We start from the raw sequence: 13,100 nt of genomic DNA on the forward strand, positions 1-13,100 counted from the left end.
AAGGGCCATGTCAATCTTGGTTGAACAAAGCCATATCAATTGGGTTCAACAATGCAACCCCGATTCAGAACAGTGCGTCCTGATTGAATTCGTCATCGCCGGCGGCAAGACCGGTGGGCTTGAAGGCGGCGGCTCCGTCCGCGGCCAGTTGGTCGGAAGCGGCGGCCGAGGCCTCGCGCAGGTCTCCGTCGAGCATCACGGCGTCCGGCGAGACCAGGAACATGCGTTCGTTGCCACCGGCCAGATACAGTCCGTCCAGCGATTCCACGCGGGAGAGCGCCACATAGCCCATGCCGGGCGCGAAGGTGCGTCGCAGGTCCATCACCGCACGATCGAGCGTCATGCCCTGCGACTTGTGGATGGTGATGGCCCACGCGCACCGCAACGGCACCTGCCGCACGGAGGCGAGCACGGTGTCGCCGTCCATCATCTCCCAGTCCGCCGGTTTCATCGTGACGATATTGCCGTTCTCGAACTCCACGATGGGCCAGCCACCCTTGGCTTCGGGCGCGAACCCGCGCACAGTGCCAAGCGAGCCGTTGACGAACTGATGGTCGGAATCGTTGCGCAGCGCCATCACCGCCGCACCGGTCTTGAGCACCAGCCGTTCCGGAGCGAGCATGTTCTTCCTGAGTCGGTCCACCAGATTCGCCGGGCCCGCGGTCTCGGCGTGGAACTCATGCTCGTCAAGCGCGATCTGGGCCAGTCTCATATCGTTGAGCCCGTCGGCCTGCCGGTTGACGGGGAACAGGTGGACGGCCACCTGACCGGGTTCGGGCATACGTCCCAGTCGGGTCAGCAGCACCTCGCGGTCGTGCTGGGTCACGCCGCCGGCGCGGATGTCGGTGAGTACGGTGAGCAGGTCGCCGGTGTCCTGACGATGTTGTTCGGTCAGGTAGCAGACGGCGGGATTGAGTTCGTCCCACACCAGTGATTCGGTGACGAAACCTTCCGGATTACGGTCGGCCTTGGCATAGCGTTCGCGTGCGGCCACGAATTCCGGGGTCGGGGCAATCAGGTCGTTGTTGCGACCGGATACGGAGACGGGCGGCAACTGGAAGAAGTCGCCAGAGAGCACCACCTGGATGCCGCCAAACGGACGCGGGTCGTGGCGAACCAGCCGGCAGACCTGATCGACCATATCGAACAGCCAGGCGTGCAGCATGGAGACCTCGTCGATGACGAGGATGTCCGCGGCCTGGATCTTGCGGCGACGACGGGAACGGATGAGTTTCAACAGGTTGGCCGTCAGGCTCGTGGCCACGCCCACGCCGCTCCATGAGTGGATGGTCTGGCCGTTGATGTGCGTGGCGGCGATGCCGGTGGACGCGGTGACGGCCACTTCGGCGCCGTCCGCCCGCGCCTGACGGATGAATTCGTTGAGCGTGTACGTCTTGCCGGCGCCTGGGGCACCGGTCAGGAACACGTTCGCGCCGGCGTTCAGGATGGCCAGGGCCTCGCTTTGGCGCATTGGTGTTCCTTTCGATTCCCGTGATATCCGATGCCCGATTGAGTGGTGAGTACTCCCCTCTCGGAGGGAGCGGAGAGGGGAGCCACGAAAAACAAGGCTCTGTTAAACCAAGATTGACATGAATTCCATTGGACTACCCCTCAGTCTCGCTTCCGCGAGCCAGCAAGAATAAGGGCCATGTCAATCTTGGTTGAACAGAGCCACAAACAGACTACTTGTTGAGGATGCTGGTGGCTTCAATGTCGGCAGCGATGGCCTTGGCCTCGGCCTCGTCCGGGCCGGGCACCGGGGCCATGAAGGCCTTGCGGTAGTAACGCAGCTCGTCCAGCGACTCGATGATGTCCGCAAGCGCGCGGTGGCCACCGTTCTTCGGCGGGCGGTTCTCGTAGACCGCCGGGTACCAGCGGCGTGCGAGCTCCTTGAAGGTGCTCACGTCCACGCTGCGGTAATGCAGGTGGCTCATGAGTCCCGGCATGTAGTGGTCGAGGAACTTCTTGTCCGAGCCGATGGTGTTGCCGGCCAGCAAGGGCTTGACGCCGTCCGGGGTGAAGCGCAGCACGTATTCGGTGACCTTCTGCTCGGCCTCGGCAAGGCTCAGGCCGTGCTCCCATTCGTTGATGAGGCCGGAGCGGGTGTGCATGTTGCGCACGAAGTCGTTCATGTGGGCCACGGCGGCATCGGAAGGCTTGATGACGAAGTCCACGCCCTCGTCCAGCACGTTGAGATCGAAGTCGGTGGGCACCACGGACACCTCGACCAGCTCGTCGCCGCCGAAGATGTCGAGTCCGGTCATCTCGCAATCGATCCAGATCAGGCGCGAGTCCTTCGCGCTGTACGTTTCCGCGTCATGTGCATCCACCATCGTGGGCCGCCTTCCGTAACTGTCGCTCGTAATCAGAACAGTTCAGACTATACCGCGGGGAATACAAAGAGGCTCCCTTTCCGTAGAGGAAAGGGAGCCTCAAGTATGGGACGCGGCGAATCACCTGCTATGTCGGCGAATCACCGGCCGTGACCGGCATCAGTTGTTGTGGAAGCCGGAGTAGTTCGGGGCCTCGGCGGTCATCACGATGTCGTGCGGGTGGGATTCGCGCAGGCCGGCATCGGTGATGCGGATGAAGCGGCCCTTCTCGCTCATCTCGGAGATGTTGTGGGCACCGATGTAGAACATGGACTGGTGCAGGCCACCGAGCATCTGGTAGAGCACGGCGTTGAGCGGTCCGCGGTACGGAACCTCGCCTTCCACGCCTTCCGGCACGACCTTGTCGTTGGAGGTGACGTCAGCCTGGAAGTAACGGTCCTTGGAGTAGGACTTCTTGCCGCGCGGAGCCATGGCGCCGAGGGAGCCCATGCCACGGTACAGCTTGTACTGCTTGCCGTGCAGGAGCACCTTCTCGCCCGGGGCTTCCTCGCAACCGGCGAGCGTGCCGCCGAGCATCACGGAGGAGGCGCCGGCCACGAGGGCCTTGGCGATGTCGCCGGAGTAGTGGATGCCACCGTCGGCGATGCACGGCACGCCGGCGGCCTTGCAGGCCTGGGCGGCTTCGTACACGGCGGTGAGCTGCGGGACGCCGACGCCGGCGACCACGCGGGTGGTGCAGATGGAGCCGGGGCCGATGCCGACCTTGACGGCGTCTGCGCCGGCGTCGATCATGGCCTGGGCGCCGGAACGGGTGCCGACGTTGCCGCCGATGATCTGCACGCCGTCGAAGGCGGAGTCGTGCTTCAGGCGGGAGATCATGTCGAGGGCGAGACGGGCCTCACCGTTGGCGGTATCGACCACGAGCACGTCCACGCCGGCCTCCATCAGGGCGGAGGCACGCTGCCAGGCGTCGCCGAGGAAGCCGACGCCGGCGGCCACGCGCAGGCGGCCCTGCTCGTCCTTGGTGGCGTCCGGGTACTGCTCGGTCTTGACGAAGTCCTTCACGGTGATCAGGCCGGTCAGGTGGCCTTCGGAATCGACCAGCGGCAGCTTCTCGACCTTGTGCTGTGCCAGCAGACGGTGGGCGTCGTCCTTGGAGATGTTGGACGGGCCGGTGACCAGGTTGTCCTTGGTCATGACGTCCTTGACCTTGAGGGTGTCGTAATCCTCGGAGGCGATGAAGCGCATGTCGCGGTTGGTGATGATGCCGACGAGCTTGTTCTCCTTGTCCACCACCGGCAGGCCGGAGATGTGGAACTTGCCGCACAGCTTGTCGAGATCGGCCAGGGTGACCTCGGGGTTCACGGTCAGCGGGTCGGTGATCATGCCGGACTCGGAACGCTTGACCACATCGACCTGGGCGGCCTGGTCATCGATGGAGAGATTGCGGTGCAGCACGCCGATACCACCGTTGCGGGCCATGGCGATGGCCATCTCGGACTCCGTCACGGTATCCATGGCGGCGGAGAGAACCGGCGCCTTCATGGTGATCTTGCGGGTCAGCTGCGTGGTGGTGTCCACTTCGGAGGGGATGACGTCCGTCTCGTTCGGCAGCAGGAGCACATCGTCATATGCAAGGCCGAGCTTGGCGAAAATCGGGGGAAGGGGGGCGTACGCCGACTGGGCGTTCAATTCATCAAGGTTTGTAGCCATGTAAACACTATATGAATACACGCTGACCTTCACGACACGCATGGTCTATACTGCCCCGCGCAATCCGGTATTATGCCGGCTTCTTCTCCGATTCCGACGCTTCCGGATGCCCAGGCGCGACGGGTGCCGCAGACGCGGCGATGGCGCCCGGCATATCAGGTGCATCGGCAGAGGTCTTCCCCTCCCCCGGCACGAGTCCGGTGGGCTGGCCCGACTCGGCCGTGGCGTGGTGGGCCTTCTTGCGCGCGGCCTCCATCGCCAGGTTCTCCGCACGCATCTCCGGGATGCGGTGCTTGAGATACGGGTACATGGTGGCGATGGTGAGCACCACCACCGCGATTGCCATGCCGATGGCCACGTGCTGCGCCTTGAAGAACAGGATCATCAACGAACCGAATGCGATGAGCGCCGCCCAACCCCACAGGATGAGCACGGCGGCACGCACCGAATGACCGATCTTGAGCATGCGGTGGTGCAGGTGCATGCGGTCCGGATGCATCGGCGACTGTCCCTTGGCCAAACGTCGCACGATGGCCAGGCACATGTCCAGCACGGGCAGGAACAGCACCAGGATCGGCAGCAGGATCGGCATGAAGACGGGCAGGTAGATGCTGGCGTGAATCGAGGCCGGGTCGAGACGACCGGTCATCACGATGGACGCGCAGGTGATGAGGTAGCCGAGCAGCATGGAGCCGGAATCGCCCATGAACAGTTTGGCGGGATGCCAGTTATGCAGGATGAAGCCCACGCAGATGCCCACGAGACCCACATCGATGAGCGTGGCGAGTGAGGCATAGCTCGGCGAGGAACGGGCGATGATATAGGAGTACGCGGCGAACGCGATGCCGCCGATCGCCACGATGCCCGCGGCCAGGCCGTCCAGGCCGTCCACGAAATTGACCGCGTTGATGGAGGCCACGATGAGGAACGCCGTGATCGCCATGGACAGGCTGGGGCTTGCGGTGACCAGCTGACCGCCCAACGGCAGCGAGATGATCTGCAGACCACCCCATGCCACGAACACGGAGATGAGCAGCTGCCCGGCGAGTTTGAGCATCCAGTCGAGGTCCCACAGGTCGTCCGCCATGCCGAGCAGGCTGATCATCACGCCACCGGCGAGGATCACCCACATCTGATAGCTGCCGGCGAACAGGCCGGACAGGAACGGCAGGCGGCTGGCGAAGACCATCGCCGCCACGAAGCCGATGAGCATGCCGAGACCACCCATGCGCGGGGTAGGCACGGTGTGCACGTCGCGTGCGCGGACCTCGCCCACCGCGCCGATTTCGATGGCCACGTGACGGATCAGCGGGGTCACGAGCCAGGTCACGCCGCCGGCGATGGCGGCCACCAGAAGATAGATTCTCATGCGCCCAGTCCCCCGCCGTTGAGGTGGAGGGCCTTGCGAATCACGCTTTGGGCGATGACGCCCTCACGCAGGATCTCGATGCCGTCACGACCGTACGGATCGGCGCGCACCACGGTGCTGGAGACATGGCCCGGCGTGGGGCCGCCGTCCAGATACAGGTCGACTTCGTCGCCGAACGCGGCGATGGCCTCCTCGACGCTCTGGGCGCTCTCCTCGCCGGAACGGTTAGCGCTGGAGGCCGCGACCGGACCGGTGGCCTTGAGGATGCGCAGCGCCAGCGCGGAGTTCGGGATGCGGATGCCCTGCGTGCCGGGACGACCGTCGGCGGTGTCGGCCAACGTTTTCAGCGTGCAGTCCGGACGTGCCACGGCGATCGGCGAGAACGCGCCGGGCAGGAACGCCGCGGAAAGACGATTCAGCGGCGACGGCAGGTCGAGACCGAGCTCATCCAACTGGTCGACGGAGGCGAGCAGCACCTGCAGCGCCTTGTATCGCGGGCGGCGCTTGAGCCGATAGATGCGATCGATGGCATCCGTGTTGCGCGGGTCGCACGCCACGCCGTACACCGTGTCCGTGGGGATGACGACCAGGCCGCCCTCGCGTATGACGCGCGCGGCCTCGGCCAATGATTCCTCCGTGACCTTCAGCGCTGCTCCCCTACTCACGCCCTTGCCTCCGTTCGCCTGTTGATTCACAATCTATCATTGCACCATTGCGCCCGGACGGGTACGGTCGCCGGAGATGGAAGTCAAATCGTCGAACCAAATGCGAGCAACGCAGGCCCGTATGCGGTGCGGGTCATTACAATGGAGCCCGGTTTTTGTTTCCTTACGCAATAATATGGAGGACCTCCCATGAGCGACATCGCCGCCGCAACCGCCAATCCAGCCGAACCCAACGGTTCCGATTCCATCAATCCCGCCGCCGAGCTGCCGCCCGTGGAACTGCGCTTGCCGCGCGCCAGCGAACACGAGGAGATGCTCGCCGGCCGCCTGTACAACCCGGCCGATCCGGAACTCGTCGCCCTGCGAGACAAGTCCGCCGACCTGTGCACGCGCTTCAATGCCACCTCGCGCGCCGACCACGCCACCCGCAACGCCATCCTCGACGAACTGCTGCCGGGTCACGGCAAGCACCTTGACATTCTGGGCCCGGTGTTCTTCGACTACGGCTGCCACACCACCATCGGCGACCGCGTGTTCGCCAACTTCAATTTCACCGTGCTCGACTGCTGCCCGGTCACCATCGGCGATGATGTGCTGTTCGGACCGAACGTCTCGCTGCTGCCGCCGATGCACCCGCTGCGTTGGCAGGACCGCAACGTGCGCGAGGCCGCGGACGGTTCGATGTACGACTACGAGTACGGCAAGCCGATCGTGATCGGTTCGAACTGCTGGTTCGGCGGCAATGTGACGGTGATCGGCGGCGTGACGATCGGCGAGGGCTGCGTGATCGGTGCCGGTTCGGTGGTCACGCGCGACATTCCGCCGCACACCGTGGCCGTGGGCAATCCGGCCCGCCCGATTCGCGAAATCACCGACAAGGACGCCTCCGCGCTGCAGTATTACGCGCTGTAGTTTCTTCTCCGGCTCCCCTCAGTCCGCTACGCGGCCAGCTCCCCTCAGCGAGGGGAGCCAAGATAGGCCTATTTCTCCGCGAAGAGGTAGCGGTCGCGGCCGGTCCAGTCCTGGCCGGTTATGGCGGTCGTGAAACCGGTGGCTTTGGCGTAGGCAACCAGACGGCCGCCCTGGGTTACGTCGTGTTCCATCACCAGCGCGCCACCAGGCTTCAACAGACGGAACGCGCGCTCGATAATGCGTTCGGGAATCAGCGTGCCGTCCGCCGAACCGCCATACAGGGCCAGTTCGGGATCCCAGTCGCGTACTTCGGGCTGTTCGGGCACGTCCGTTTCGGGTACGTACGGCGGATTGGTGATGACCATGTCCACCGTGCCGTCCAATTGAGCCAACGTAGTCAGCGACGTGGCGTCGCCCAATTCCAGCTGGTAGTTGGAGGCGATGGACGGGTATCGTTTCGCGGTTTCCGCCAGGTTCCGGCGCGTCCATTCGGCCGTGCGCGCCGACAGTTCCACGGCCCACACCTGGCTGCCGGGCACTTCAGTGACCACGGCGAGACCGATGGCGCCCGAACCGGCGCACAAATCCACCACACGCGGGTGCATGAGCCCGTGACGGGTCATCCAGTCCAAACCGGCCTGGACCACGGTCTCCGTCTCGGGGCGTGGAATGAACACACCCGGACCGACCTTCAGGTCAAGGTAGCGGAAGGGCGCATGACCCACGATGTACTGCAACGGCTCGCGCTTGGCGCGGCGCTCCAGCATGGCCGAGAACCGGGCCTCGTCGTATTCAAGCGCACTTCCCATGAGCAGCGCCTTGTCCACGTCACGCAGCTCCACACCGGCCGCTTCGGCCAGCAGCAGTTTCGCATCATGCTCGGGCGTTTCGATGCCGGCCTCGCGCAGTCGCGCCGCCGACTCACGAATCACATCGGAAATGATCATTGCTGGTTGGCGAGGCGTTCGGCTTCGTCGGCCTGGATGTCGGAATCGATCACGGCCTGCAGGTCGCCGTCGAGCACGGCGTCCAGATTGTAGGCCTTGTAGTTCGTGCGATGGTCGACGATGCGGTTCTCCGGGAAGTTGTACGTGCGGATGCGCTCGGAGCGGTCCAGCGAACGGACCTGCGAGTGGCGCATGTCGGCGGCCTCGGCGGCCTCCTGCTCATGCTTCATGGCCAGCAGGCGGGACTTGAGCACGCGCAGGGCGGCGGCGCGGTTCTGGATCTGCGACTTCTCGTCCTGCATGCTCACCACGATGCCGGTGGGGATGTGGGTCATGCGCACGGCGGAGTACGTGGTGTTCACGGACTGGCCACCGGGGCCGGAGCTCATGAAGATGTCGATCTTGAGGTCCTTCGGATCGATCTCGATCTCGTCGTCGTCCTCGTCGGCCTCGGGGAACACGATCACGCCGGCGGCGGAGGTCTGGATGCGGCCCTGCGATTCGGTGACGGGCACACGCTGCACGCGGTGCACACCGCCCTCGTACTTCATGGAGGCCCACACGCCGTCCTCCGGGGCGGGCGTGCCCTTGGCACGGATGGCGATCTGCACGTCCTTGACGCCGCCAAGCTCGGTGGTGTTCTCGGACTGCACGTTCACGGTCCAGCCGCGCTTCTCGGCGTACCGGGTGTACATGCGCAGCAGGTCGCCGGCGAACAGCGCGGCCTCCTCGCCGCCGGTGCCGGCCTTGATCTCCATGATGGTGTCGCGCGCGTCGTCCGGGTCGCGCGGGATAAGCGCGGTGCGCAGCTTCTCCTCGGCGGCCGGCAGCTCCTCCTCCAGTCGCTTGGCCTCATCGGCGAAATCGGGGTCCTCGTCGGCCATCTCGCGCGCGGCCTCGAGGTCGTCCTTCACCTGCAGCCAGGACTTGTAGGCGCCCACGATGGCGCCGAGTTCGGCATGGCGGCGCCCCAGCTTGCGCAGCTTGTCCGGGTTGGACACGATTTCGGGGCTTGCCATCTGCTGTTCGATGGATTCATACTCCTCAAGCGCGGTCGCCGCCGCCGGGAACTGTTCGTCTGCCATGACGCTTCTTTCGCTTCTTTCCGTGGATGGAACCTGAACTGGAATACGTGATGAATGGTGAAGGGTGAAAAGAATACAAAAACGCCAGTCCCACGGCGGACATGCCGAAGCATGCCGGACCGAGATGGACTGGCGTGAAGAATGCTACTTGCTCCTCTTGCCGTAGCGCTTCTCGAAGCGAGCAACGCGGCCACCGGTATCGAGAATCTTCTGCTTGCCGGTGTAGAACGGGTGGCACTGAGAGCACACGTCAACGAACATGTGATCTTCCTTGCCAGCGGTGCGGGTCACGAAGGTGTTGCCGCACGAGCACGTCACCTCAACGGGGTGGTAATCAGGATGGATACCCTGCTTCATTTGCGTCTCCTAATGATTCGGGGGACCCGGGTCGCATGCCCCTATGGTATGCGTGAACCGGAACCTTTGGGATTGTACTCGCATGGGCGGACGGGCGCGCCGAAAACAGCATAAGTGGGGCCACTCGGGCTTGAACCGAGGACCGGGCGATTATGAGTCGCATGCTCTAACCGACTGAGCTATGGCCCCACGCTGGCCTTTCACCCGCGAAGCGCCGCGGAAGCCAACCTGTCCAGTGTAGCACGGGCCGCACGGAACCACACGCCCCGCATATCCTCGGCTCATCGGCAATCCCCGCACCCTGGACCGTACGGTCCAAGGTTCAACGGTCCAGGGTTCAACGGTCGCCATACGCACCAGACATACGTCCGCTACTGCCCGATGTAGGCGAGCGGATTCTCGATGAACCGACGCAGACCCATTTCGGCGGCGCCGTACAGCGAGGGATGCTCGGACACCGGCGGCACGAACACGCGGATCTTCACGTTCGGATAGCCCAGGATCTCGGAACGCAGCCGGCCTTCGAGCACGGTGGCCAGCTCGTCGCCGAAGTGCGTCCACAGGCCGCCGAGCAGCACCGTATCCACGTCCACCATGTTCACGGCGGAGGCCATGGCGGAGACCAGCGCATCGGCCGCCTCGTCCACCACCGCGGCCACCTTCGGATCGCCGGAACGCCAGCGCTGCAGGAACTTCTCGATGGCCTCGGAACTGGTGGCCTCCTCGTTTTCGGCGATGCCGGCCGCCTCCACCAGCGCGCGTCGGCCGGCGAACGCCTCCAGGCAACCATGCCGTCCGCACAGGCACAACGGCCCATCCATCGAGACGGACATGTGGCCGATCTCGCCGGCGAATCCGTGCGAGCCGGTCACCACCTCGCCGTCGCGCACCACGGCGCCGCCGATGCCGATGTCGGTGGACAGGTAGATGAACGAATCCGTGCGGTCCACCACGTTCAGGAAGCCCGCACGCTCGGTGGCGTACCCGGGGATCTGGGCGATGGCGGCCATCTTGGCCTCGTTGCCGGCCACCACATCCAGCCTGCGCACCACGTTGAACCGGGTCAGGTTCACATTCTCCCAGCCGAGGTTGCGGGCCACGAGCAGCCACATGTCATCCGTCACGATGCCCGGCAGGGCGAGGCCGGAGCCCACCACCTTGCAGCCGCGGCGCTTGAGCCGGCTTTCCAACGGGAAGGTCATGGCGTCCAGTTTGGCGAAGATCTCGTAGGGGTTCGTGTCGGTCATGTCCGCGCTGACCCACTCCTGACCGAGCGTGTCGCCGTTGAGGTCGAGCGCCAGACAGCCATAGCCATCGGTGTTGATCTGCAGTCCGATGCCGGCGATGGTACCGCCACGGATCTTCAGCGGCGTGCTGGGACGGCCGTAGGTGGTGAGCACCACCGGATCGTCCTCCTGGATCACCCCGCCATCCAGCAGCATCGAGGCCAGCAGCGACATGGTGGCCTTGGTCAGCCCGGTCTCCTTGGCGAGGTCCGCACGGCTCATCGGCCGTTGCGCGCGCAACAGGGTGTCGAGCGTGACCGAGAGGTTATGGTTGCGCAAATCTTCCTGATTGATTCTGCGTAGTCCCGCCATGCCGCCCTGCCTTTCCGTGATTCCGCTCCCCCAGCGTCACCGAGAGCCCCTCACAAACAATACCGTCTTACGCACGCCCGACGATTGCCATCGCACGCTTCTTCGCGTGTTTCCGTTTGCAATCGCGGCTTGGAATACAGTATAGTTTAATCGTCTAACTTATTCAGCATGGCGCGTCGAATATCCGGATATATCAGTGGATATCAGGCGCACGAACCTCACCGAGGAGGAATACATGGCGAAAGTACTGGTTGCCGGCGTCGATACGTCAACCCAATCAACCAAGGTCCGCATCACGGACGCCGAGACGGGCGAGCAGGTTCGCTTCGGCCAGGCCAAGCACCCGGACGGCACCTCCGTCAACCCCGAGTTCTGGTGGGAGGCCTTCCAGCAGGCGGCAGAGCAGGCCGGCGGCCTGGATGACGTGGCGGCCCTCGCCGTGGGCGGCCAGCAGCACGGCATGGTGATTCTGGACAAGCAGGGCAATGTGATCCGCGACGCCATGCTGTGGAACGACATCAGCTCCGCCCCGCAGGCCGCAGCCCTCATCGACAAGCTCGGCGAGGCCCCGGCCGAGGACAACGAGCCCGAGGATGTGACCGCCCGCGGCAAGCAGCGCTGGGTCAAGGCTGTCGGCTCCTCCCCCGTGGCCTCCTACACGCTGACCAAGGTGGCGTGGGTGGCCGAGAACGAGCCCGAGAACGCCAGGAAGATCGCCGCCATCTGTCTGCCGCACGACTGGCTGAGCTGGCGCATCGCCGGCTACGGTCCGGTGGCCGAGGGCGAGGACGCCCATCTCGAGGCCCTGTTCACCGATCGTTCCGACGCCTCCGGCACCATCTACTACGACGCCGCGCATGACGAGTACCGCCGCGACCTCATCGCCATGGTGCTGGCCCCGGCCGAAGGCGAGGAGGCCGCCAAGGCCCATGCGGACGCCATCGTGCTGCCCACCGTGCTCGGCCCCACCGAGTCCGCCGCGGTCAAGGCCTCCCCCGCCATCGCCGGCAAGGACGTCGAAGGCGGCTGCATCCTGGGCCCCGGCGGCGGCGACAACGCCATGGCCTCGCTGGGCCTGGGCATGGCCGTGGGCGACGTCTCCATCTCGCTGGGCACCTCCGGCGTGGCCGCTGCCATCGCCGAGAACCCGGTGTACGACCTTTCCGGTTCCGTCTCCGGCTTCGCCGACTGCACCGGCCACTATCTGCCGCTGGCCTGCACCATCAACGGTTCGCGCATCCTGGACGCCGGCCGTGCGGCGCTGGGCGTGGACTATGACGAGCTGGCCGAACTGGCGTTCAAGTCCGAGCCGGGTGCGGGCGGCATCACGCTGGTGCCGTACTTCGACGGCGAGCGCACGCCGAACCGTCCGGACGCCACCGCGTCCCTGACCGGTCTGACGCTGCACAACACCACCAAGGAGAACCTGGCCCGCGCGTTCGTGGAGGGCCTGCTGTGCTCCCAGCGCGACTGCCTGGAGCTCATCCGCTCCCTGGGCGCCCAGATCAGCCGCATCCTGCTCATCGGCGGCGGCGCGAAGTCCGTGGCGATCCGCACGCTGGCCCCCTCGATCCTGGGCATGGATGTGACCCGTCCGGCCACCGACGAGTACGTGGCCATCGGTGCCGCCCGTCAGGCCGCCTGGGTGCTGTCCGGCGAGGCCGAGCCTCCCGCCTGGGAGCTCAGCATCGAGGGCGTGGAGACCGGCGAACCCACCGAGGCCGTGTACGCCGCCTACGCCAAGGCCCGCGGCTGAGGCAGCCTTAGGCATACGCCGATAGGATTGGCTTTGTTAAACCCAGGTTGACATGAATGCCATTGGACTACCCCTCAGTCGGCTTCGCCGCCAGCTCGTCCTGCAAATTAATGACGAACTCCGTTCGCATTCTGTTGGCTCGACTGTCGTCTCGCACATTGCCTACAAACAGCTCCGCTGTTTGCTTCACGGCAATGTCCTGACAAGGGGAGCCAAGAATAGGGGCATGTCAATTTTGATTTAACCGAGCCATAGGATTTCCGCCATAGATACGCATCAGGCCGTCGGTCAGGCCGGCACGCGCGCATGAATATGCGACGATGTCCGACTTGGCCGGCGGCCTTCCTGTCGCCAAAGAATCGCAA

At 64.8% G+C, this 13,100-nt stretch carries 11 protein-coding genes and 1 tRNA gene; 2 read left to right on the forward strand and 10 right to left on the reverse strand.

What is annotated here, in order from left to right:
* Positions 1-64: 64 nt before the first annotated feature.
* From DF196_RS08495 to DF196_RS08515, 5 genes are all read right to left on the reverse strand, one after another.
* Complete coding sequence (locus tag DF196_RS08495; protein ID WP_109057417.1) at positions 65-1,471, reverse strand: DEAD/DEAH box helicase; 1,407 nt, start codon at positions 1,469-1,471, stop codon at positions 65-67.
* 211 nt (positions 1,472-1,682) lie between these two features.
* The gene (orn, locus tag DF196_RS08500) at positions 1,683-2,333 is read right to left on the reverse strand and encodes an oligoribonuclease (RefSeq protein ID WP_109057418.1); all 651 of its coding nucleotides are present in this window, start codon (positions 2,331-2,333) and stop codon (positions 1,683-1,685) included.
* 159 nt (positions 2,334-2,492) lie between these two features.
* Complete coding sequence (guaB, locus tag DF196_RS08505; protein WP_109057419.1) at positions 2,493-4,046, reverse strand: IMP dehydrogenase; 1,554 nt, start codon at positions 4,044-4,046, stop codon at positions 2,493-2,495.
* A gap of 70 nt (positions 4,047-4,116) precedes the next feature.
* Positions 4,117-5,415, reverse strand: coding sequence for an MraY family glycosyltransferase (locus tag DF196_RS08510; RefSeq protein ID WP_241519660.1), 1,299 nt, complete (start codon positions 5,413-5,415; stop codon positions 4,117-4,119).
* A complete protein-coding gene (locus tag DF196_RS08515; RefSeq protein WP_170115029.1) occupies positions 5,412-6,110 on the reverse strand; it encodes an L-threonylcarbamoyladenylate synthase in 699 nt (232 codons plus the stop codon). Before DF196_RS08515 ends, DF196_RS08510 begins: the two co-directional genes overlap by 4 nt.
* 282 nt (positions 6,111-6,392) lie before the next feature.
* On the opposite strand from DF196_RS08515, the gene DF196_RS08520 reads away from it, so the two are divergent.
* Complete coding sequence (locus DF196_RS08520; RefSeq protein WP_193852572.1) at positions 6,393-6,992, forward strand: sugar O-acetyltransferase; 600 nt, start codon at positions 6,393-6,395, stop codon at positions 6,990-6,992.
* A gap of 68 nt (positions 6,993-7,060) precedes the next feature.
* On the opposite strand, the gene prmC is transcribed toward DF196_RS08520, so the two are convergent.
* From prmC to DF196_RS08545, 5 genes are all read right to left on the reverse strand, one after another.
* Positions 7,061-7,939 carry a peptide chain release factor N(5)-glutamine methyltransferase gene (prmC, locus tag DF196_RS08525; protein ID WP_109057421.1) on the reverse strand — a complete coding sequence of 293 codons (879 nt, stop codon included), beginning with the start codon at positions 7,937-7,939 and terminating at the stop codon, positions 7,061-7,063.
* Positions 7,936-9,024, reverse strand: coding sequence for a peptide chain release factor 1 (gene prfA / locus DF196_RS08530; protein WP_109057422.1), 1,089 nt, complete (start codon positions 9,022-9,024; stop codon positions 7,936-7,938). Before prfA ends, prmC begins: the two co-directional genes overlap by 4 nt.
* Positions 9,025-9,168: 144 nt before the next feature.
* Positions 9,169-9,381, reverse strand: coding sequence for a 50S ribosomal protein L31 (rpmE, locus tag DF196_RS08535; RefSeq protein WP_109057423.1), 213 nt, complete (start codon positions 9,379-9,381; stop codon positions 9,169-9,171).
* A gap of 115 nt (positions 9,382-9,496) precedes the next feature.
* A tRNA-Ile gene (locus tag DF196_RS08540) sits at positions 9,497-9,570 on the reverse strand.
* A 182-nt stretch (positions 9,571-9,752) separates the two neighbouring features.
* Positions 9,753-10,979, reverse strand: coding sequence for an ROK family transcriptional regulator (locus DF196_RS08545; RefSeq protein ID WP_109057424.1), 1,227 nt, complete (start codon positions 10,977-10,979; stop codon positions 9,753-9,755).
* A gap of 235 nt (positions 10,980-11,214) precedes the next feature.
* On the opposite strand from DF196_RS08545, the gene DF196_RS08550 reads away from it, so the two are divergent.
* On the forward strand, positions 11,215-12,735 hold the full coding sequence (locus tag DF196_RS08550) for a xylulokinase (protein ID WP_109057425.1): 1,521 nt from the start codon (positions 11,215-11,217) through the stop codon (positions 12,733-12,735).
* Positions 12,736-13,100 lie beyond the last annotated feature (365 nt).

The organism is Bifidobacterium callitrichidarum (assembly GCF_003129905.1).
Taxonomy (GTDB): Bacteria; Actinomycetota; Actinomycetes; order Actinomycetales; family Bifidobacteriaceae; genus Bifidobacterium; species Bifidobacterium callitrichidarum.